Raw genomic sequence first — 22656 nt, 5'->3', positions numbered from 1 at the left:
GCTGCATACAAGGCTTCGGCCCTTTCTTACAGGGAAGTGGATGTTTAAAAGCATAACTGCCGCTTATGATAGCTTATCACCACAGAAAAATTTACATATGAGGAAAAATATGGACTTTACAATATCAAGACACAAGGATATAGATACATCCCCGAAGACTGCCATGAGGTCAAAGAGCCGTTTTAGAAGAAAAGATGTATTTGGTTGGCTCCTTATCCTGCCATCTCTGATCCTCTTTACTTTCTATATATGGGAACCGCTTTTAGAAAATATCAGGCTTTCATTTTGCAGCGCCAAGCTTTATACAGTTACAGGCTTTGCAGGCCTTGATAACTACAAAGCTGTTATTGGTGATGTTGACTTTATGGCAGCTTTCAGGAATACCTTTTCCTATACCTTCTGGTCTCTTGTTATAGGTTTTTTGGTGCCTATTATCATGGCTGTGCTCATCTCAGAGACGGTACATGGCAAGAGTCTCTTCAGGGTAGGAGTCTATTTTCCCAATATCATGCCTACTTTGGCAACCATATGGGTCTGGAGTTATTTCTTTATGCCGGGTGACACAGGAGTGCTCAATATACTCCTGGGAAAGCTGGGAATCGCTCCATCACAGTGGCTAAACAATGCCCATTTCACCATACCTCTCATCATTATTACAATGACCTGGAAGAGCGCAGGCTCTACAGCGCTTATCTATATGGCAAATATCAGCGGCATCAGCCCCGACCTCTACGAAGCAGCTACCATAGACGGTGCATCTATCTGGCAGAGGGTAGCTCATATCACTGTCCCTAGTATATTCAGCATTGCAAGGACCATGCTCATCCTGCAGGTGATATCTGTGTTCCAGATCATGTATGAGCCTATGATCTTTAAGAATGGCGGCCCCGGCAATGCCAGCATATCCCTTATGATGCTCATGTACAGGTATCTTACCAGGGATTACAACGTTCCAAAGGCTGCAGCCCTTTCTGTTCTGGTCAGTATCTTCCTTGTAGTCCTCAGCATAGTATATATGAGCCTGACCAGAGATAAGGAGGATAAGCGATGAAGGATATGAAAATAAATAATAGAAAAAGACCCGTTTTTTTTAATAAATATGCTGAGAAAAAAGACGGTGTTATCCGCTCCTATGATATAAAGTCTCCTTCAGTAAGAGCGTGGGCTATTATCATCACCCTTATATGCTTCTTTATGGCAATTGTCAGCCTCTTTCCTGCGCTGTGGCTATTTCTGGCCAGCTTTAAGGATATCAAGGAATTTACAAGAGAGGTGTCAATTATACCAAAAGAATTTGACTGGGAGAGAATGGCTGCTACCTGGAAGGCTTTTAAATTTACCAAATTCTATACCAATTCTTTGATCCATGTACTGGGAGCTATGGTCTGTGCAGTACTTTTTAACGGCCTATTGGCATACGGCTTTGCCATACTAAAGCCCAGGGGCTATGGAATACCCCTGGCACTGGTACTATGGAGCATGATGATACCGGGCACTGCAGGCATAGTTGCCCTGTTTAGAAATATCAACAATGTAGGTCTTAATCACAGCTTTGTACCCCTGTGGTTTGCCTATGGAGCAAATGCCTTTTATGTGATCCTATTTAAGCAGTTCTTTGAAGAACTGCCGGGAGAACTCCTGGAAGCGGCGAGGCTGGATGGCTGCGGGATATTCAGGATATTTACCGATATAGTCCTACCACTTAGCAGGCCTATCATCATGGTAGTAGCTATATTTGCTATTACAGGTGCATGGTCGGATTTTCTGCTTCCATATCTGGTGCTCAACGGGACAGATAAGACTACTGTTATGGTCAAGCTCTTTTCCTTTAAGGATACGCCCACAGATGCTGTGAGTGTTCTCAGGGCCAGCTTCTTTGCCATAATCCCGCCTACTATCATATTTGCATTGTTCCAGAAACAGATCACAGACAGCGCTGCTACAGGTGCAGTAAAGGGGTAATAAATGGGTAAGACAGCAGACATATATTTTAAGGAAGATCCCTGGAGGATTATTGAAGAAGGCTTTGACAAGGATCACTCCAGGATTGCAGAGTCCGTCTTTTCACTGGCAAATGAATACATGGGTGTCAGGGGATATTTTGAAGAGGGCTACAGCGGAGAACGTCTTCAAGGTTCATATTTTAACGGACTCTATGAACGCAAGAAGGTGGGAGAGGGCACTTACAAGGGCGTCGTAAATGAAATGGAGTTCATGGTAAACTCTCCTGACCAGCTCTATATGCATCTTAGTGCTATCTCTCCTACAGGAGAAGTATATGAGCTTGATCTGAATAAAAGTGAATTTTCAGATTTTCTAAGGACCCTGGACATGAAGAGCGGCCTTCTAAAGAGGAGCTTTGTATGGCATACGAAGGCAGGGGATATAAGCCTTATATTTGAAAGGATATTGTCCATGGACAATGTGGCATATCTTGGTCAGAGGCTTACGGCGCTGTCAGATTCATTTGAAGGTCAGCTGGTCGTTACTGCAGGCATAGATGCGGATACAGTTCACGAAGGACGTTATAAATATTGGAAAAGGACAGGAATCAACACAGATCTCGAGTCTGACAGCTGCTCTATATCATTAGAAACTCGCTCTACAGGTCAAAAGCTCACTGAGAGCTGCAAAATCTTCTATTCGGGAGGAGAAGCTATAAAGTCAGTGGCTGAGGGGAATATGCTGTCTGCTATCAGCTACAGTTTTCATATGGGGCCTGGCAGCAGGATAGTAGTGGATAAGATAGTGTGCTGCGCCAATGATAAGCTGGGGGAGATAAGCAGATCATCAGCTGGCGGAAGAGATAGTAACGGCGCTTGCTATAAGGATTTGTATCATGGGGAGGCTGCTTATCCTGCTTTTGATGAAATTGTAAATGCTAACAGTAAATGGTGGGCTGACATCTGGGAAAAGTCTGATATTGAGATAGAAGGAGATCCCTTAAATCAGCAGGGTATACGCTTTTGTATATTCCAGCTCTTCCAGACATATCAGGGAGTGGTTCCCGGAAGCAATATAGGCGCCAAGGGTCTGACAGGTGAAGCCTATAACGGCAATGCTTTCTGGGATACAGAGACCTATTGCCTTCCCGTTTATATTTTTCATGATAAGAGGGCGGCCGGGAATCTTCTATTGTTTCGCTACAGGACACTGGAGGAGGCAAAGAAGAGGGCAAGGGATCTGGACCTTAACGGAGCATTTTATCCTATTGCTACCATATCAGGCAGAGAATGCTGCAATCTCTGGCAGCATGCCTCCTTGCAGCTGCAGGCATCCACTGCCGTGGCATACGGACTCTATATCTATGAGAAGATCACTGGTGAGAAGGACTTCATCTATGATCATGGCTGCGAGATGCTCATAGAGATCTGCAGAATGCTGGCCGATAGGGGTGATTACAATGCTGATCACAGCGCCTATTCCTTTTATGGTGTCATGGGTCCTGATGAATTCCAGATGATGGTGGATCATGACTGCTATACCAATTATATGGCCAGATTTACATTCGATTATCTTTTGCGTCTTTATGATGAGATGGAGGAGAGCTGCCCTGATAAGCTGAAGGCAGTATGTGATAAGACTTCTTTTTGCGGATCTGAGTTAGAAGATTTCAGAGACAGATCGGATAAGATGCTGATCTTGTATGACAGTGATACAAGACTCTATGAGCAGCAGGCGGGCTTTTTTGATCTGCCTCATATAGATGTGGATCAGATTCCTGATGAGGATTTTCCTCTATATGCTCACTGGTCCTATGACAGGATATATCGTAATGACATGATCAAGCAGCCCTCTGTACTCATGCTGATGTTCATGTTTGCATCCTCCTTTAGCGCAGCTGACCTTAGGGCAAATTATGACTATTATGCGCCTCGCTGCATCCATGAGAGCTCTCTTTCACCCTCTGTACATTCCATACTTGCAGAGAGTCTTGGCAGGGAGCAGGAAGCCTATGACTTTTTTGGCTTTGCCACAAGGATGGATCTTGATAATTACAACAGAAACACTGCTGAAGGCATCCATACCACATCTATTGCGGCAGCCTGGATGAATATAGTATATGGCTTTGCAGGTATGAGATCAGATGGAGATCTCATCAGCTTTGCCCCTTCTCTTCCGGAGAGCTGGAAGAGCTACAGCTTCCGCCTGGTAATAGGTGGACAGGTACTCAAGGTGTCTGTATCAGGGGATGGAGCTTCTTTTACTCTGATGGGTAAGGGAGAGCTGACGGTAAAGATCTATGATGAGATCTATAGGATAACAGAGGATGAGACAGTTCTGCCATTGAAAGGGGTAGCAGCATAAACACTGCAGATATGAGCACCGGGCCCTGCAGTTTGTGATCATCAGTGATACGAAGGGGGGAGACAGTGGATAAGATAATATATGACAATGGATATGATAGAAAAGCCTATGCTGCTCTTGGCAACCGCTTTCTCATAGGAAACGGCTTGGTAGGTATCAGGGGAACATTAGAAGAATATACTGCAGATTTATTACCTGCAATTAATCTGGCGGGAGTCTATGACAAGGTTGAAAATTTCAGAGAGCCTGTCAATCTTCCCAATGCCCTCTACAGCTATATTAAAGTAGATGGAAACAATTATCGCCTTCCTGACTTAAAGCCTGCATCTCACAAGATCAGCCTGGACTATGGACATGGGATATTCATGAGGTCGAGCAGCTGGACCTGTCCAAGGGGGAATATATGTCTTGAGACGCGACGCATAGCCTCTATGGATGATGTGAACCTGATAGTAATGGAGCTGAAGGTAAGTGCTGATTTCCACGCTGAGGCTGAAATTTATACGGGTATAGATACTGATATCTGGGACCTTAACGGCAGGCACCTTGAAGATTTTTCCATCATAAATGAAGATATCATTCACTACGAGGCAAGGACTCACGAAGAGGGTATCCGTGTGGTGATGGATGAGACCATAGAGGCCGCTTCTGACTGCGAGATCACAAGTGTCAGGGAGGATGGACGATATCTTCACAGGATATCCTTTATCACAAGGCCCGGTGAAGCTTTTAGGATCGTCAAATATATCAGCTTTGACACTTCTAAGACAGCGGCGGATCCTGTGTGCAGCTCAGCTGATGTCCTTAAAAGGTCTATAACCCTTGGCTATGAGGAAGTTATGGACAGACATATGAGTGTCTGGGACAGGCTTTGGGATAATGCAGACGTAGAGATCAAAGGAAATGATGAAGCGAATACTGCTCTTAATTATTCTCTCTATCACCTGATGTCCATAGCTCCAAGACATGCTGACAATCTCTCTATACCTGCCAGAGGACTATCCGGCCAGACCTACAGAGGCGCAGTATTCTGGGATACAGAGATGTTCATGCTGGATTTCTTTATATTCACCGAGCCTGATACTGCCAGGAAGCTTATCAAATACAGGATAGATACCCTGCCGGGAGCTATGAAAAAGGCGGCTCATTACGGATACAAGGGGGCCTTCTATGCCTGGGAGAGCCAGGAGGGCGGCTTTGATGCCTGCTCGGATTACAATGTGATAGATGTATTTACAGGCAGGCCTATGAGGACCTATTTTAAGGACAAGCAGGTCCATATCTCTGCTGCCATAGTATATGGCCTGTGCAGATATCTGGACTGGACAGGGGACATGTCACTTCTTGATGACGGCGGAGCCGAGATGATCATGCAGTGCGCACTCTTCTATCTGAGCATATTGGTAAAGAGTATATTTAATGACTACTATGAGATCAGGGACGTGATAGGACCTGATGAATATCATGAGAGAGTCAATAATAATGTATATACCAACAGGATGGCAAAGTATGTTTTTGAAAAAGCTGCCAAAATTCTAAGAGAAGGTTATCTTGATATATCAGACAGTGAGAGAGACTCTCTCATAGAGGGTTTCGAAGATGGAGCTAAGCATATCCTTATAAAAAAGCCTGATGAAAATGGGATCATCCCTCAGTTTGACGGATATGAGCAGCTGGAGGATGCAAGCCTTGCTGATGTCAGATCCAGACTATTAAATGACAAGGAGTACTGGGGCGGAGCCTACGGCGTAGCCAGCGATACCAGGATCATCAAGCAGGCAGATGTTGTTACTATGCTCAATCTATTTGCAGATGACTACAGCCTGGATACTATCTCCCGCAACTGGTCCTATTATGAACCAAGGACTGAGCACGGCTCATCTCTTAGCGCAGGTATGTACTCGCTGCTGGCCTGTAAGATAGGTAATCCCGGGATGGCGTGGCCATTTTTTCTCAAATCTGCAAGAGCGGATCTGTCTGAAAAGGGTAAAGAGTGGGCAGGACTCTTGTACATAGGCGGTACACATCCTGCAGCCGCAGGGGCTGCCTATATGATCGCTGTTGAGGGATTTGCCGGACTATCAGTAAAGAATGGGGAACTGACTTGCAATCCCAGCTTGCCCAAAGAAATAGAAGAAATATCGTTTAAGATATTCTATAAACAACAGCAATATAGTATCAGAGTAAGTCATGATTCTTATAGTATTGATGAAATAAACTGATGTCTATAAGTCGGGTTAAAATTAAATCAACAATAAAAGCATGATTGATAATAAAACAAGATCAATGATCAAGGCAGGATCAGAATAAAATTTCAGACTCATCCTCTCCTGATCACGCTTTCTCTCTCCACAAGCCTGACAGGAAGGGATATATCGGTGGTATCAAGCTTGCGGCCATTAAGGAGCTGTATCATAAAGTCTACAGCCAGGCGCCCCTTTAGCGCCATGTCCTGATGGATGGTAGTAAGGGTGGGACTGACCATACGGGCTATATTGATATCATCAAAGCCTACTATGGATATGTCTTCAGGTACCCTAAGGCCCTCCTCTCTAAGTCCGGCCATGATACCTGCAGCCATGATATCTGCTGTGACCACAAGGCCTGTGAGACTCTTGTGGAGAGATATCTCTCTTGCAGCTTCCCTGCAGCTGTACAGGTCCATCTCGTAGTTAAAGACCAGGGACTTGTCAAAAGCTATGGAGCTTTCGGAAAGGGCTGCTTTATAACCAAGGAATCGCTCCTGAAGTACACCGCCGTCCTTAATGCCGGGAGAGGCAAAGCCTATCTTTTTGTGACCGTTGTCTATGAGATGCCTTGTAGCCAGGTAGCTTCCTTGGAAGTCCTCAAGGCCTACATTACAAAAGCCTGGATTCTTGACATAGCTGTCCAGGAGCACTACAGGGATATTCAGCCCTGAGAGGGTATCATAGAATTTATCCTTGAAGATACCTGTGAAAAAGAGGCCGTCCACATTCCATCTCTGCAGGAAGGCGAGGAGTTCCTGGGCAGTATCCACTGTCCTGAGCATGAGATAGTAGCCGTTTAGCTGCAGCGTGGACTCTATGGTGCTGATGGCTGCAGAATGAAAAGGGTCCTCCATGAAGGCGCCATTATTGCCGGTGATGACGTGATTGACAAAGCCTATTACCTTGGACTTGCTGGACACCAGGCTCCTGGCTGACATGTTGGGCACATAGCCCAGCTTGGCTATTGCTTCATTGATCTTCTGTATTACTTCGGCGGATACTCTGTTATCTCTGCCGTGGATCACATTGGATACTGTGGTGGTGGATACGCCTGTGGCTCTTGCAATATCTCGGATGGTGACCATGGATGAGTGCCTCCATACTGATTATAGTTTAACGTTCAATCAACTATAGAATACTACGTTTTGGCTATTCGCCACAAGGGGGAGGGGGTGGTGGGTCACCTGCTTTGAATAATGACCTCGGGGACGCTCTCGCTCCAATGTGCTTCGTAGCGGTACTAATGCTGCAAAAGACGCAGCATAAGTGCCGACGAGCACATAGGCCCCTTGGTCTCTTATTCAAAGCAGGTGACCAATTCGCTTCGCTAGCCCCTTGGCGATGCAGGCGGGGGCGTGCGGGCGTTACAGCCCGGGGGGATCACATTGACATAATATGAATTATTTAAGGGGATTATGAAGAAGATTAGGAGGAAGAATGTGAGGAAGATTGTTTTATCAATAGTTATACTTATTTTGGCTTTGATGTCTATAGTGGCATATAAGAAACTGGATAGTACTGCGGAGGAAAATATGAAATATACAAATAGCAGGGTGGTGGTCTATGAGGGGCCAAAGTCTTTAAAGGATGCGAGGCCTGAAGACCTGATACCTGCAAATGAGGAGCGGGGCGACTGCTCTCTTATGCATTCCACCTCGGCTCATGTATCAGTTAATGGTCAGGACCTGTATGTATACGAGACAATGGTGAATTACAGCAGGAGCTGGAACAATGCCTATCTTCCGCCCCTTGGCAAGACTCCCATGACATATTTTGACTTTGAAGGGAAGGTCAGGCTTAGCGTCACTATGGATGAGTTTGATATAGAAAAGGTGACTCTTAGTCCATTGTCCTATGGTATAGAGCCCAGGATATCGGAGGATGGGCACAGCGTAGAATTTGAACTTGATCACCCCGATAATTACACTCTGACCTTTAATGACAGCCCTGAGAGGGCAGTTCATATTTTTACCAATTCTCCGGAAGATGGAGCTGATATACCTGATCCTGATGATCCCTCAGTGATATATATTGGTCCGGGAGAATGGGACATAGAGTGCATCATGTTAAAGAAGGGCCAGACTCTATATCTGGCAGGGGGAGCGGTAGTACATGGCATAGTAAATGCCAACTTTGAAAATGATATTAGAGTATGTGGTAGAGGCATCATAGACGGATCATCCTTTGAAGGCTGGAAGGGTAATAGCGCCAGGATACCATTAAAGTTTGATCACTGCGATGACCTTACTATCAAAGACGTGATAGTGCTGGGCTCCAATGCCTGGTGCCTGCAGGGATATGACAACCAAAGAGGCCTCATAGACGGCGTGAGGATCATATCAGCCAGGCCCAACAGTGATGGTATCACCCTGCAGTCTGTTCAGGATTATACAGTCAGGAATGCCTTTGTCCGTTCCTGGGACGATTCACTGGTGGTAAAGAATTATGACAGAAACAGTGAGAATATCAGCTTTGAGAATACTCAGATATGGACTGATCTTGCTCAGTCAATGGAGATCGGATATGAGACCAATAAGGGTAAAAAAGCTGATGCATATATTAGAAATATAACCTTTAAGGATATAACTGTATTAAACAATTATCATAAGCCTGCAATTTCTATCCATAATGCAGATGATGCAGATATCAGTGATATTGTATTTGACAATATTACTATCGAACATGAAGAGATAGGAAGCGGTGATGGCAGCCAGATGCCATATCTCATAGACCTCTGGGTATGTCAGAGCGGCAACTGGTCTACGACAATAGACAGAGGTAATATACATGACGTTGTGATCAGGAACGTAAAGGTCCTGTCCGGTAATGATGTAAAATGCCGTCTTAAGGGCTATGACGAGGAGCATACTATCACCGGTGTGGAAATAGAAAATGTTAATATACTGGGCAAGGATTTGACTATTAGTGATTTTGTAAGGTGATAAAATATGAAGAATAGCTTATCAAATTCAGAAACAATAAAATCTGCTACTGGTGCAGTGCCTGCATCTGCCACTTCAAATTTCCCAGGAACGCGAAAATCGGCAGGAAGAAGTGTTGTAGAGATAATACCGCTTTGTTTGTCTGTGATTCTCTGTACTCTTTTGTGGGGAGGAGCTTTCTATAAATACATCACTTTGTCCCCTGCAGGAAATGGCAGTATCAGTATAGTGGAGAGCCCTGAGCAGGAAGGCCCTATGCAGCATCCTGACTTTGTGGTGGAAGACTATGAGCCTGTGATAGTCTCAGGAACTAATATTACTGAAGAGGCCAAGATAGAGGCAGATGCCTTTAATGATGTCTACACCCCCAGAAAGGTAAAAGATGGCAAGGTGGACGCCCAGTCCTACTGGGAGGGTGCAGCAGATAATTATCCAAACTATCTATATGCTTCATTCAAAGAGGAGAAGACTATCCACGCTATCAAGCTCCTCTTAAATCCCATACCTGCGTGGAGTACAAGGCTGCAGAATATCTCTGTAGAATATAAAGGGGCGTCAGGTGATTATAAGGAACTAATAGCCGCCGCAGACTATGAATTTGATCCTGCCAGAAATAATGAAGTCGTCCTTGAATTTGATCCTGTGACGATCACCTCCCTTCGCCTGACCTTTAATTCCAATACAGGAGCCACGGGAGGCCAACTGGCAGAGCTTGAGATTTATGACGTGGACTGACAGAAGGGCTTTATATCATATGCATTTCCACAGACGTATTCATTCGGATATAGAAAAACAGTAAAATTGACCAGGCCTGTATCAATTGATACGGGCCTTTGTTTTTTGAAAAAGTTAACAAAAACTAACAATGGGTGGTATCATTATATTGGGTAGGACTGAGCCGTATAGCGAAGAGAGACTTTTGCGTCAAAAACTCCTTGGAGTGGAGGCAATGTGATAATTATATAAGAGAAGGCCTAAAAGGGGAAGATCAACATGGCTATAGTGTATAGGAAGCTTGCAAAAGATGATCTTGATACATTCATTAATATACGAATTGTGCAGCTTAGGGAGGAAGGTGCAAAGGAGGACATTGACCTTGTTCCTGCATTAAGAGACTATTATGAGCGTCATATGTCTGACGGAAGTATCGTATCCTGGCTTGCGATTGATGGTGACAGGATCATTGGAACCAGTGGTATGTCATTTGTGGAGAAGCCGCCGTATTTTGGATGCCCTAGCGGGAAGATGGGGATATTGTCAAGCATGTTCACAGCCCCTTCCTACAGGCGTCAGGGAATTGCAAAAGAACTCCTGGATAGAGTAGTCCGTGAAGCAAGAGAGTATGGCTGCGGAACAGTCCAGATCACAGCATCAGACATGGGAGTGAAGTTATATACAGCATATGGATTTATTCATAATGGCAATTTTATGCACTACAAACTGTAATGGTCCACAAACCCCGTCCCTCAGAGACCATTTAAACAATAATATTTGTTATTAGTATATAATGCATTCATGTTCTAATGAAAACACCTTGTAAATGTGTTTTTGAAAAAGTAGATAATACGTTTACGGGTGTGACTATACTACAGGGGAAATAATAGATGAATATTGATAACAATAACGGCACATCCCTGGATTTTGCGGATGTGATAGCAAGGATAAATGAACAGGCAGGCTACAACTCTCATGGTGAGCAGTTTGATATTGTCAGCAGGGTAGCCTATCTGCTGGGCATCAATAAGAAATTTTTTGAAAATGAATATGAGCCTGTAAAGGCAGAGATATACAGGAAACTGGAAAAGGACAAGAAGGCCAGGATCATCAGGAATCTCTGTATACTCCGGACACAGCTGGAGCACAACTTTCTAAAGGTCTGCCATGGCATACAGCAGGAGGGCAGGAGTATCATGGGTATGCCGGAGTATATGCCCATAGCTGCCATGCAGTCCCTTTATGATGACGGCATCGAGATATATGTCCATCTCAAAGAACCCACACCATATCTGATCAATCTCAATAAGAATATCAAGAGCAGGATCAATAACTGCAGGGATCTCTTCCCGCAGTGGATCAACTGGGATTATCTCTCTGACATATTTATCATGCCTGACGGCCTGACAGAAGAGGGCACCAAGAGGGCTGCTGCATTTTACTATGAGAATATGAACTATTATCCCTATAAGCAGTATCTCAACTGGCCGGCTTCAGATGAAGGCAATATCCTGCTCAATGACAGGAAGTTTGTGACTCTCCTTTATAGATGGAATAATGATGAATTCCAGAATCTGAGCCTGGTATCGGATGTCAGTGACAGGACCAAGGCAAATATCTACACCTATATAGAGAATAGTGACAAGTGTGTATTTATAGTAGATTGTGAGAACTCCGATCCCTACAGCCTCTGCGCCGCTATCAGGAATCTGGATCCGGAGCGCCTTGAGAAGATAGAGAAGATCATACTCTTTGATGATATCCATGCTGCTTCTGCATGGGAGATACTAAGCTCCTATGTATCTATTCCTGTGGAATATATCATGATAGAGCGCCTCAAGGACAATAAGTCCCTGGCTGATGTGAAGGTGGCTGCCCGTACCTGCAGGGAGTACTATACCAATAATGTAGATTCTTTTGTACTGGTATCCAGTGACTCTGACTACTGGGGACTGATGGAAGAGCTTCCGGAGGCCCGCTTCCTCGTTATGGTAGAGCATGACAAGGTCAGCTATGCCCTTAAAGAGACCCTTATCAAGAATGATATCTTCTATTGCTATATAGACAGTTTCTACGCAGGAGGCGCAGATGATATCAAGACCGATGCCATCCAGAAAGAGCTGGCCAGGTCTATCAAAGCGTCCCTTGACCTTAATCTCAACAGTCTGATGAATGAAGTCCTAAATAGGACCAGGATTGAGATGACAGACGAGGAAGTAAAGAGCTTTATCAAGAGAAAGATCAAGAACCAACTGGAAATAGATATTGCTGATGATGGAGAGGTTTCCCTTAATTACAGGGTTAGAAAATAAGAAAATCCTTTCATCATAATATTGACCAATATAATCGTAAATCTACCTCACTTTTTCGCAAAAATAACGAAGGATATAATGGACTTAGAGAGGGTAACAGGTCTTATTGCGGAGGAAAGTAAGGGGATGAACGAAGTTATAGTATCAATGCAGCATATAAATAAAAGCTTTCCCGGAGTAAAGGCACTGGACGATGTCAGTTTTGAGCTCAGAAGCGGCGAAGTAATGGCTCTTCTGGGGGAGAACGGCGCAGGCAAGTCCACGCTCATGAAAATATTGAGCGGTGTGTATACCAGAGACTCGGGAGAGCTTTATATATTTGGCAAGGAATACGCAGATCTGTCTCCCAGGCTGGCCAGAGAAGCTGGCGTGGCCATTATCCACCAGGAACTCAATATGTGCAGGCATCTGTCTGTGGCAGAGAATATGTTTCTGGGGAGGGAGCTGAGGGGCAGGCTATCTCTCAGAAATGCAGATATGGAGAGAGAAGCCAGAAAATACCTGGATGAACTGGGAGTGGATATCAGCCCCAGGCAGACTGTGGGAGATCTTCCTGTATCCAAGCAGCAGATGATAGAGATAGCCAAAGCTCTCTCTGTTAATGCCAGGATACTCATAATGGATGAGCCTACGTCAGCTCTTACATCCAGGGAGATAGATGATCTGTTTAAGATAATCAGACAGCTCAAAGCTCAGGGCTGTGGTATTGTCTATATATCTCACAGACTTGAAGAATTGTCACATATCGCTGACAGGGTCACTATCATGCGAGACGGGCAGTATATCACAGAGGGCAATTTCTCGGACTTTACCATGGATGAGATCATACAGAATATGGTGGGGCGCGAGATCAAGGAGAAATTCCCCAGAGTCTCCTGCAAGAAGGGCCGCAAGGTATTTGAGGTAAAGCATCTGAATGCAGGCAGAATGGTGAGAGATGTGAGCTTTGACCTTTATGAAGGTGAGATTGTGGGCTTTGCAGGTCTGATGGGAGCAGGCAGGACAGAGACCACAAGGGCGATTTTTGGGATAGATCCCAAAGAGAGCGGGGAGATCATCTTAAATGGGGAGAGCTTGTCTATAAATAAACCCATGGATTCCATAAAAGCCGGTGTAGTGCTGGCTCCCGAAGATAGAAAAAAGGACGGACTGTGTACCAAGCTTAGCGTCAGACAAAACCTTGCTCTGCCCAATCTGGACATCATCTGCAATAAGGCGGGAGTGGTCAGAAGCGGAGAGGAAAAGGAGCTCTGTGACAAGGCTATAGCAGACCTCAGGATCAAGCTTCCGGATACGGAAGTCAATGTTGATACTCTCTCGGGAGGCAACCAGCAAAAGGTGGTAGTAGGCAAATGGCTAGCCAGAAATTCTAAGGTCGTGATATTTGATGAGCCTACCAGGGGCATAGATGTCGGAGCTAAGGTCGAGATATACAATCTGATGAACAATCTCAAAGAGCAGGGTATCGCAGTCATGTTTGTATCCTCTGAGATGCCCGAGGTCATGGGTATAGCAGACCGCATAATAGTCATGTGCGACGGCCGTATCACAGGAGAACTGGATGCAAAGGCTACCAGTCAGAACGAGATCCTCAAGCTGGCAACCGCATTTGAGAACAAAATCATATCAGCTGATGACGGTAAATAATGGAGATAGCAGATAATAGAAGGGAAATATGACCGGAGATAAAAGGGGCGTCTTTACTCCGGCTGGGAGGTGCGAAATGAACAATCGTAAGGGTATAAAAAGGATACTGGCGATCAGAGGCATGGGGGCTGCTATAACTGCATTTGCCGGACTGATAGTAATATATGTGGCATTTGGAATATTAAATCCCAAGGTTTTTTCCGGGCAAAATATTCTAAACCTGTTAAGGTCTATGTCCAAATACCTCCTCATAGGTATAGGCCAGAGCTATGTCATGATCACCGGCAACATTGATCTGTCCATAGGTTCCGTAGTAGGTATGAGCGCTATGCTCACAGCCACTCTCATGACTCTTGGCGTGCCGCCGCTTGTGGCTATGCTGATATCACTTTGCTGCGGACTGATGATCGGTGTGATTAACGGCTTTCTGGTTGGTAAGTTCCGACTTCCTCCCTTTATCGCCACTCTCGGAACCATGTTTGTGGCAAGGGGTATAGGCTACATGGTCAATGGTAACCGCAATACAGACAATATTGGTATAAAGCTTGGCAAAGAAGTAGGAGACAGATTTCAGGATTTCTTCTATTACGGCAAGACTGCCGGTATATACAACACCTTCTGGATCGCCCTTGTCATATTCATAGCGCTCTTCTTCCTATTGTCCAAGACAAGGACAGGCAGGCATATATATGCCATAGGCTCTAATGTGGATGCTGCAAGACTCTCAGGAGTAGATGTGGTGGCTACTACCATCAAGACTTATCTGGTAAGTGCTTTCTGCTCTGTGGTAGTAGGCTTTATCCTATGCGCACAGGCCGGAATGGGCAATATGGAAGCAGGCAATACCTATGAGATGTATGCTGTGGCAGCAGGCGTTATCGGAGGCGTATCACCCCTTGGCGGATCAGGTCTTTTGCTGGGCACCTTTGCGGGTGCTGCTGTATGGCAGACACTGGAGAATGGTCTCAATATGGTAGGAGCCCAGGTTGGTATCCAGAGAATAGTGATAGGTGTCATCGTAGTATTTGCGGTACTGGCAGATGCTGTGCTCAGAACAGGTAATGGTCTCAAGAAGAGTAAATAAGTGGGTCATCCGACCGGTGCACAGGTCGGTATGGATACAGTTTTGATACTGCAGGTCAGCTCCCTGCAGTAACATCATTCAAAAGAGGTCAGAAAGAGAGGTAAGTTATGAGGAAAAAGTTTTTGTCGATGGTCTGCTGCCTGTCAATGACAGCGGCACTTCTGGCAGGATGCAGTTCGGCTACTGAGGGAGGAAATACTGAAGGCACTGCTGAAACTGCTTCAGAAACTACAGCCGGTGATGATGGGGGAAGCACTGATTACAAGATCGCACTGATCACTATGGACTCTATTGACCAGCACTGGGTAACCCTTAATGAAGGCGCTCAGGCAGAGGCTGCAAAAGAAGGCGTTACAGTAGATTTTATGTCTCCTGATACCAAGGATGACTCCAAGCAGATCGAGTGTGTGAATAATGCCATAGCAGGCGGCTATAACGCTATCATGGTAGCAGCCAACGGACCTGATGCCATATCAGGTGCACTTAAGGAAGCTATTGATGCAGGTATCAAGATCGTATACGTAGATTCACCTGCCAATGTAGATGCAGAAGCTACCTTCTCAACAGATAATAAGGCAGCAGGCAAGACTGCCGGTGAGCAGATGCTGAAGGCTCTGGATTCCAAGGGCATCAGCTCAGGAGATATCGGTGTAGTCAATGTTAATGCATCTACCCAGTCTACAGTAGATCGTGAGGCGGGCTTTAGAGAAGCATTTGATGGCTCTGCTTTTAATATTCTGGAGACACAGTATTGTGATGGTGATGCTGCCAAGGCTCAGAATATAGCAGAAAACTATATTACACAGGGTGTTGTAGGTATCTTTGGTGGTAATGAGGGTTCTACAACCGGAACAGGTAATGCTATCAAGGCATCCGGTAACACAGATATAGTGGGTGTTGGTTTTGATAAGTCCGATTCCATTCAGGGACTGATAAAAGACGGATATCTCCTGTGCACAATGGCTCAGAATCCCGATGTGATGGGCGCCAAGGGCGTAGAAGCCTGTGTTAAGGCCCTGAAAGGTGAGAAGCTGGGCGGAGCAGTTACAGATACAGGCGTATCCATCCTGGACGCTGCAGCTCTTGGCGGAGCAGCCAGCGCAGCAGATGACGGAGCAGGAGATGCCAAGGCAGCAGGTGACTACAAGATCGCACTGATCACCATGGATTCCATTGACCAGCATTGGGTTACTCTTAATGAAGGTGCTCAGGCAGCAGCTGCAGAGGCTGGTGTTACAGTAGATTTCATGTCTCCTGATACCAAGGACGACTCCAAGCAGATCGAATGTGTCAACAATGCAGTAGCAGGCGGATATGATGCCATCATGGTAGCAGCCAACGGTCCTGATGCTATATCAGGTGCACTTAAGGAAGCTATTGATGCAGGCATCAAGATCGTATATGTAGACTCCCCTGCCAATGTTGATGCAGAAGCAACATATTCCACAGATAACAAGATGGCCGGTAAGATCGCAGGAGAAGAGATGCTCTCAGCTCTTAGCGACAAGGGCATCACTTCCGGTGATATCGGTATCGTAAATGTCAATGCTTCCACTCAGTCTACAGTAGATCGTGAAGCCGGCTTTAGAGAAGCTTTTGACGGATCGGATTTCAATATCCTTGAGACACAGTACTGCGATGGTGATGCAGCCAAGGCTCAGAGCATCGCAGAGAACTATATCACCCAGGGTGTTGTAGGTATCTTTGGAGGCAACGAAGGCTCTACAACAGGTGCAGGCAATGCCATCAAGGCATCCGGCAATGCAGATATCATTGGCGTTGGCTTTGACAAGTCTGATTCCATCAAGGGCCTGATCACAGACGGATATCTCCTGTGCACAATGGCGCAGAATCCTGATGTGATGGGATCAAAGGGCGTAGAAGCCTGCGTCAAGGCTTTAAACGGCGATAGCCTGGGCGGTGAAGTTGTAGATACAGGCGTCACAGTCCTCAAAAAGGGTGATTTCTGATAAGCCATTTTAAACAGGAAATCATGGGCCTTGAGATTTAGGCCCGGAGCATATAATGATAGCCCGTTACTGATCATGGTCATCAGCTTGTCAGTAACGGGCTGATTTCTATTCTTGAGTATGACTGACTAATGGATTACTATTTAATATGTGCAGGGATCAATAGCAAAAAAGTAGATCTTATGCGAAGTTTATTCATTTATTGGGGGAAACATGATAAACGTAGTTATAGCGGATGATGAAGAGAAGATCTGCAGGCTGATAATGGCGCTGGGGGACTGGGACAGCATGGGTATGACTGTCACGGGGACGGTCTCCAACGGGATGGAAGCTCTGGAACTCCTGGGGCAAAAGCCTGCGGATATATTGATAACGGACATTCGAATGCCGGGCATCAACGGCATCAAGCTTATAGAGAAAGTAAGCGAGATATCGCCATCTACCAGGATCATCATAGTCAGCGGCTATGCGGAGTTTGAATATGCTCAGTCTGCTGTGCGCTATGGTGTGTCGGATTATCTCCTAAAACCCATTAATAAGAGTCAGTTAAATGAAGCTCTCTCCAAGCTGGCAGGAGAGATCTCCGGAGCCAGGCAGCAGGCAGATGCCATGGACAGGGCCAGGCTCCGGACTGATGCTGATGAGCAGACCATAAGATCTGCAGTCATATCGGATCTGCTCATAGATCCTTCCAGAGAACTGACAGAGGCTGCGCTCAGGGACAAATACAGATTTAATACAAAGGGCGGCGCTTATCGCATCATCTGCGTCAAGCTGGATGATGCAGCTGCAGCAGTAAGGAGAGAGACTTCGGCTGCAGAAGGTGCTGATGCTGCACAGAGAGACTTCTTTTGGAATAAGGTGATGTCGGTCATGAACAGCAGTCTGAAGGATATCTGTGACGATATCATCATGCTGACTCAAAGCAGATATCTCTATGCTCTGATCTCATATCCTGCCAAAAGAGAAGAGGATCTTATCAAGGCAGTAAGGTCATGCCTTAGTCAGACAGTGAGCCTTAGGGGGATACTAAGGAAGGAAGAAGCAGCTTATGCTCTTGGAAGTGTGGCGGCTGATGCAGCCGATATATCTGCCAGCCTCAGCTCTGCCGAAAAGGCTATCAAAGACAGACTGACCAAGGGCAATCTCAGGGTATTAGAAGCAGATCCCTCCCAGGGAGCCTTGTACGATAAGAAACTATTGGACCATTATGCCAAGGTGGTCACCCATGCGCTGGAGACCATAGATGAAGAGGAACTGCTTAGAGAAATAGAAGAGCTAAAGACCAGGATCGGCTCCATCTCCGGAGTGCGTGGCTTTGAGATATACGAGCTCGCCAGGCAGATAGGCTCCATGCTGCTGATGAGACTTGAACTCCAGGACAAAAATGACAGACTTAAAGCCTTTACCACGGACTGTGATAACTGCGGCGGTATAGATGCTCTTTTTGCTGTGACATCGGATTTTGTGGGTTGTCTTATGAAGGAACTCAAAGCAATGAGAGAGGATAGCTCTGTCCGTCCCATCAGACAGGCCAAAAAGTATCTTCAGAATCACTATTCCCAGCAGATCAGCCTGGAGGCCATCAGCGAAGAGCTGGGACTTACTCCCACATACTTTAGCTCTTTGTTTAAAAAGGAGACAGGGACCGGATTTGCCAGATATCTGTCCAATCTCAGGATAGAAGCAGCCAAAGATCTGCTGCGGGACAGTAATCTCTCGGTTGAAAAGATATGCTGCAGAGTGGGATATAGTGATGTGAGACATTTTAATAAGATTTTTGAGCAGTATGCGGGGGTAAAGCCTGCAGTATACAGGAAGCTATATGGATGATCCTATTATGAGATTGTTTAGAAAAAGCAGATTTTTATCAGGCAGGATACTGGCTTTTTTGTCATCCTTTTTTCTGCTGATGATGGTTATCTGTATTATTTGTGATGGTTACGAGCATCTCAGTGTCATAGTGATGTCAGTGCTTTTTCTATATCTGTTTATATTTATCTTTGCTATAGCAAGGCCTTTTCTTAGAAATGAGAATAAGATCAGGCGTATGATAAACGGTTATATGGTATTTGAACCTTCCGGAAGCCAGGGCACTGTACTTACCCCTGCTACGGAGGAGATGTCAGATACGATCTATACTATCCTGAATTCTACTCAGACTGTGAATCTGAATAAGAGACAGGCACAGTATCTGGCTCTTCAGAATCAGATCAATCCTCATTTTCTGTATAACACACTGGATGGTATCAGGAGTGAGGCTCTCATAGCAGGACTTGATACTGTAGCGGATATGACGGAAGCTCTTGCCACATTTTTCAGGTATACCATTAGTAATGTTGAGAATCTGGTTACTATAGATGAGGAGCTGGACAATTGCAGGACATATTTCAAGATCCAGCAGTACCGATTTGGAGACAGGATAGGCCTTGAGATTGACGAGAAAGGAGAGGACCTGGGGAGCCTTATGATACCCAAGCTTACTCTGCAGCCTATACTTGAGAATAGTATCATACACGGGACTGAGATGAAGATAGGCAAGGGCCTGACCACGATCTGCATTGAAAGAACCGATATGAGGATCAAGATAACAATATCTGATGACGGTGTGGGCATGGACGAGGATACTCTGGCCAGACTTAATCGCAGACTTGATATGGGAGGAGAAAGCCTTAGGACCTCCGAGAAGGAGAGCGGCGGAATAGCTCTTGTTAATGTCAACAACCGTATACATCTCCTGTTTGGGCAGGAATATGGATTGCATGTTTTTTCTATTAAAAATATAGGTACCAGCGTGGAGATATCCATTCCCGCTGTTAGCGAGAGATCAGAGCTTGCAAGGGAGGCTGCCGGTGGAAAATGAGATCCTGCGCTTCTCGAGAGTGACCTATGAGAAGGATTCTGTAGTCTATCTACGTGATTTTGAATTGGATATCCAAAAGGGAGAGATCATGGGCCTGATCCCCCTGAATGCATATGGCCTGGAGGAGTTTCTGGAGCTCTTAAAAAGCAATGATCCCCTTTACTACGGCTATGTTTATTACAATGGCAAAAAGGTCAATTCCTGGCAGGATATGCACAGGGCCCCCAACAAGATCACTGTGATAGGGAGTGAGAATTCGCTGGTAATGGGGCAAAGCGTTGTCAGCAATATCTTTGTACTCAGGGAAGGCTTTGGTCAGTATATTATCAGGAATAGTCTTTTAGAAGACCAGCTGCGACCCTTTTTACAGGATATCGGTGAGGATATAGATCCGGGAAGCAGAGTAGAGGAGCTCTCTGCATACGAGAGAGTCCTGGTGGAGATCCTAAGGGCTGTTATAGCAGGTAACAGACTGATAGTGCTAAGAGAGCTGGGAACCTTTATAGCAGAGAATGAAATGGGGCGCCTGTACGAGGTTGTCAGGCATTACAGTAAGCGGGGGATAGCTTTTCTCTTTATCAGCGGACATTTGGAAGAGATCAGCTCTCTGTGCTCAAGAGCTGCAGTTATGTCCGGCGGCAGGATATTGAATATAATCAGCAGCGACAAGCTGGCAGGCAGCATATGGGATGCCCTGTATCAGGAACATAGTGATTATGCCGGTCAGGGAGCAGGAAGACCGGGCAGGGCTCTGAGCGAAAAAGAGGTATTGGAGATCAGAGATCTGAAACTGGCTCTGGGTGCCAGGCTGACAGTAACTGTTCGCAAGGGGGAATATCTGGTGATAAGGCCCCTTGATAATCGGGTATTTGACGACCTTATATCAGCTATCTTTGGAGACTACAAGCCCGCTGACAGTCGCTTCTACATAGAAGGTGACAAAACAGTGCTTTGCAGGGACAGGAGAGTGGCCCTTCTAAGGGAACATCCCGAAGAAAACATGCTGTTTGAAGAGCTGAGCTATCTGGATAACCTGCTCTTTACTGTTGACCACAGGATACCTTCTGTGTGGGGGAGGAGTGGTGTGGCCAGGAGCGTCAGACAGGAGCTGTCGGGGCTTCTCGGCGAAGAGGTATTTGGCAAGAGTATCAGAGAGCTGACTCAAAAGGAGAAGATCGAGCTGATATATGGCAGGATACTGCTGCAAAAGCCTGATCTTGTATTATGTGCCATGCCTTTTAAGGACGAAGATTTCTCTATGAGACTGCTCCTTAAGGAGCTGCAGGAGATGCTGCTGGCTAGGGGAATATCAATAGTAAATATAACTATGAATGTGGCAGATTCCGCTCCCCTGGCTGACAGGATCATAGAGATAGCGGCAATATGCAATTAAAAAAGCAGCTAAAAAATTGCTGCTTTTTTAATTGCAGTTAATCTTATATATGATATAATTTAACTCGTAATAACGATATTAGCTGTTGGGGGGACAGAAAAATACAGAAGGGAAACGTGTGAAAAGTTATGGCAAAGACAGTCAAGCTTGCAGATATAGCTAAAGAGGTGGGGGTAAGTGTAGTAACAGTGTCCAAGGCTCTTGCAGGACAAAAGGGCGTCAGCGAAGAGATGAGGGAGAGGATCATAAGACTTGCTGACGAGATGGGTTACAGACAGCCTTCTGCCAGAGATGAAGCCAAGGGCAAAAATATAGGTATACTTCTCCATGAGAAACATTTCAGTAAATATAATTCCTTTTATCTCAATATGTATCAGCTACTTGCTACAGAGCTGTCAAGCCACGGCAATTTTGGCCTTTTGGAGATAGCAAGCTATGATCTGGAAAAGAAGCTCCTGCTTCCCGGCTTTATCAAAGAAGGCAAGGTGGATGCCCTGATATTACAGGGAGAGTTTTCCAAGGAATACTGCGAGTTTATCAAGAAGAGAGCGGGCGTGCCTGTGCTCTATCTGGATTTTTGTGATGAAGCCATGGATGTGGTATCAGTGGTATCTGACAGCTTCTATGGTTCCTATTATCTGACTAATTACCTCTTTGATCACGGTCACAGGGATATAGCCTTTGTGGGATCGCTCCTTCAGACCACATCTATCACAGACAGATATCTGGGCTATGTAAAGTCTATGATGGAGCATGGCGCTAATGTCAGACCGGACTGGCAGATTGAAGACAGGGACAAGACAAGCGGCATCATCTTTACTCCGGATAAGCTAAGGCTCCCTATGGAAATGCCTACGGCCTTTGTATGCAACTGTGATCTGACGGCAGGAGTGCTGATCAAGAGGCTGGAAGAGGACGGATACAGCATACCTGATGATTTCTCTGTTGTGGGCTTTGATAATTTCATATTCCCGGGTGTCTGCGATGTGGATATCACTACCTATGAAGTAGATGCTATGCAGATGGTCAGATCTACAGCAGCTGCGGTGGAGAAGCTGATCGCCGGCAGTGAAGTAAAGAAGGGCATGCAGATAGTGACCGGACATCTGGTTGAAAAGAAAAGCGTGAAAAAAAGAGGATGAGCTGTGAAGTCCCCAAAAAGTCTGACTTTTTG

The 22656-nt window shown here is 45.5% G+C and carries 16 protein-coding genes; 15 read left to right on the top strand and 1 reads right to left on the bottom strand.

Translation table 11 applies throughout. The annotated features are described in order from the left end of the window. The first annotated feature begins 109 nt into the window (after positions 1 to 109). The 4 genes from G636_RS0105280 to G636_RS0105265 all read left to right on the top strand — a co-directional run bounded on the left by G636_RS0105280 (position 110) and on the right by G636_RS0105265 (position 6530). The gene (locus G636_RS0105280) at positions 110 to 1051 is read left to right on the top strand and encodes a carbohydrate ABC transporter permease (RefSeq protein WP_081668276.1); all 942 of its coding nucleotides are present in this window, start codon (positions 110 to 112) and stop codon (positions 1049 to 1051) included. Continuing rightward, positions 1048 to 1962: a carbohydrate ABC transporter permease gene (locus G636_RS0105275; protein ID WP_242826923.1), complete on the top strand. Its 915-nt coding sequence runs from the start codon at positions 1048 to 1050 to the stop codon at positions 1960 to 1962. The genes G636_RS0105280 and G636_RS0105275 overlap by 4 nt, the downstream gene beginning before the upstream one ends. Positions 1963 to 1965: 3 nt before the next feature. Beyond that, on the top strand, positions 1966 to 4308 hold the full coding sequence (locus G636_RS0105270; RefSeq protein ID WP_026507190.1) for a glycoside hydrolase family 65 protein: 2343 nt from the start codon (positions 1966 to 1968) through the stop codon (positions 4306 to 4308). A 65-nt stretch (positions 4309 to 4373) separates the two neighbouring features. Further along, the gene (locus G636_RS0105265; RefSeq protein WP_026507189.1) at positions 4374 to 6530 is read left to right on the top strand and encodes a glycosyl hydrolase family 65 protein; all 2157 of its coding nucleotides are present in this window, start codon (positions 4374 to 4376) and stop codon (positions 6528 to 6530) included. 98 nt (positions 6531 to 6628) lie between these two features. Here G636_RS0105265 and G636_RS0105260 read toward each other — a convergent pair whose 3' ends face one another. Continuing rightward, entirely contained in the window at positions 6629 to 7642 is a 1014-nt protein-coding gene (locus G636_RS0105260; protein ID WP_026507188.1) for a LacI family DNA-binding transcriptional regulator, read from the bottom strand. Positions 7643 to 8089: 447 nt separating this feature from the next. On the opposite strand from G636_RS0105260, the gene G636_RS0105255 reads away from it, so the two are divergent. The 11 genes from G636_RS0105255 (at position 8090) to G636_RS0105205 (ending at position 22624) form a co-directional block, all read left to right on the top strand. Further along, positions 8090 to 9499 carry a glycosyl hydrolase family 28 protein gene (locus tag G636_RS0105255; protein ID WP_196803036.1) on the top strand — a complete coding sequence of 470 codons (1410 nt, stop codon included), beginning with the start codon at positions 8090 to 8092 and terminating at the stop codon, positions 9497 to 9499. 6 nt (positions 9500 to 9505) lie between these two features. Beyond that, positions 9506 to 10234 (top strand): discoidin domain-containing protein, encoded by a 729-nt coding sequence (locus tag G636_RS0105250; protein ID WP_155832322.1) that lies wholly within the window; start codon positions 9506 to 9508, stop codon positions 10232 to 10234. A gap of 258 nt (positions 10235 to 10492) precedes the next feature. Beyond that, positions 10493 to 10945 carry a GNAT family N-acetyltransferase gene (locus G636_RS0105245; RefSeq protein ID WP_026507185.1) on the top strand — a complete coding sequence of 151 codons (453 nt, stop codon included), beginning with the start codon at positions 10493 to 10495 and terminating at the stop codon, positions 10943 to 10945. 158 nt (positions 10946 to 11103) lie between these two features. After that, positions 11104 to 12525, top strand: coding sequence for an NYN domain-containing protein (locus G636_RS0105240; RefSeq protein WP_035778834.1), 1422 nt, complete (start codon positions 11104 to 11106; stop codon positions 12523 to 12525). A 126-nt stretch (positions 12526 to 12651) separates the two neighbouring features. Beyond that, positions 12652 to 14172 carry a sugar ABC transporter ATP-binding protein gene (locus G636_RS0105235; RefSeq protein WP_026507183.1) on the top strand — a complete coding sequence of 507 codons (1521 nt, stop codon included), beginning with the start codon at positions 12652 to 12654 and terminating at the stop codon, positions 14170 to 14172. 76 nt (positions 14173 to 14248) lie between these two features. Further along, positions 14249 to 15256: an ABC transporter permease gene (locus G636_RS0105230; protein ID WP_026507182.1), complete on the top strand. Its 1008-nt coding sequence runs from the start codon at positions 14249 to 14251 to the stop codon at positions 15254 to 15256. Between the two features lie 107 nt (positions 15257 to 15363). Next, positions 15364 to 17226, top strand: coding sequence for a substrate-binding domain-containing protein (locus G636_RS21250; RefSeq protein WP_026507181.1), 1863 nt, complete (start codon positions 15364 to 15366; stop codon positions 17224 to 17226). A gap of 213 nt (positions 17227 to 17439) precedes the next feature. Next, positions 17440 to 19059, top strand: coding sequence for a response regulator transcription factor (locus tag G636_RS0105220; RefSeq protein WP_026507180.1), 1620 nt, complete (start codon positions 17440 to 17442; stop codon positions 19057 to 19059). Further along, on the top strand, positions 19052 to 20089 hold the full coding sequence (locus G636_RS0105215; protein WP_242826922.1) for a sensor histidine kinase: 1038 nt from the start codon (positions 19052 to 19054) through the stop codon (positions 20087 to 20089). Before G636_RS0105220 ends, G636_RS0105215 begins: the two co-directional genes overlap by 8 nt. Next, the gene (locus G636_RS17405; RefSeq protein WP_051226549.1) at positions 20079 to 21482 is read left to right on the top strand and encodes an ATP-binding cassette domain-containing protein; all 1404 of its coding nucleotides are present in this window, start codon (positions 20079 to 20081) and stop codon (positions 21480 to 21482) included. Before G636_RS0105215 ends, G636_RS17405 begins: the two co-directional genes overlap by 11 nt. A gap of 128 nt (positions 21483 to 21610) precedes the next feature. Next, on the top strand, positions 21611 to 22624 hold the full coding sequence (locus G636_RS0105205; protein ID WP_026507178.1) for a LacI family DNA-binding transcriptional regulator: 1014 nt from the start codon (positions 21611 to 21613) through the stop codon (positions 22622 to 22624). The last annotated feature ends 32 nt before the right edge of the window (positions 22625 to 22656 follow it).

The sequence above is a fragment of the Butyrivibrio sp. MC2013 genome (assembly GCF_000424585.1).
Classification (GTDB): Bacteria; Bacillota; Clostridia; order Lachnospirales; family Lachnospiraceae; genus Butyrivibrio.
Note: the sequence above shows the minus strand (reverse complement) of the source record. Positions and strands in the feature narration are given on the sequence as shown.

Coding starts and splice junctions, on each gene's coding strand:
- G636_RS0105230 (WP_026507182.1), top strand. CDS start 14,249: ATGAACAATCGTAAGGGTATAAAAAGGATACTGGCGATCAGAGGCATG.
- G636_RS0105215 (WP_242826922.1), top strand. CDS start 19,052: ATGGATGATCCTATTATGAGATTGTTTAGAAAAAGCAGATTTTTATCA.
- G636_RS0105255 (WP_196803036.1), top strand. CDS start 8,090: ATGAAATATACAAATAGCAGGGTGGTGGTCTATGAGGGGCCAAAGTCT.
- G636_RS0105245 (WP_026507185.1), top strand. CDS start 10,493: ATGGCTATAGTGTATAGGAAGCTTGCAAAAGATGATCTTGATACATTC.
- G636_RS0105235 (WP_026507183.1), top strand. CDS start 12,652: ATGAACGAAGTTATAGTATCAATGCAGCATATAAATAAAAGCTTTCCC.
- G636_RS0105250 (WP_155832322.1), top strand. CDS start 9,506: ATGAAGAATAGCTTATCAAATTCAGAAACAATAAAATCTGCTACTGGT.
- G636_RS0105280 (WP_081668276.1), top strand. CDS start 110: ATGGACTTTACAATATCAAGACACAAGGATATAGATACATCCCCGAAG.
- G636_RS0105260 (WP_026507188.1), bottom strand. CDS start 7,642: ATGGTCACCATCCGAGATATTGCAAGAGCCACAGGCGTATCCACCACC.
- G636_RS0105220 (WP_026507180.1), top strand. CDS start 17,440: ATGATAAACGTAGTTATAGCGGATGATGAAGAGAAGATCTGCAGGCTG.
- G636_RS0105240 (WP_035778834.1), top strand. CDS start 11,104: ATGAATATTGATAACAATAACGGCACATCCCTGGATTTTGCGGATGTG.
- G636_RS0105270 (WP_026507190.1), top strand. CDS start 1,966: ATGGGTAAGACAGCAGACATATATTTTAAGGAAGATCCCTGGAGGATT.
- G636_RS0105275 (WP_242826923.1), top strand. CDS start 1,048: ATGAAGGATATGAAAATAAATAATAGAAAAAGACCCGTTTTTTTTAAT.
- G636_RS21250 (WP_026507181.1), top strand. CDS start 15,364: ATGAGGAAAAAGTTTTTGTCGATGGTCTGCTGCCTGTCAATGACAGCG.
- G636_RS0105205 (WP_026507178.1), top strand. CDS start 21,611: ATGGCAAAGACAGTCAAGCTTGCAGATATAGCTAAAGAGGTGGGGGTA.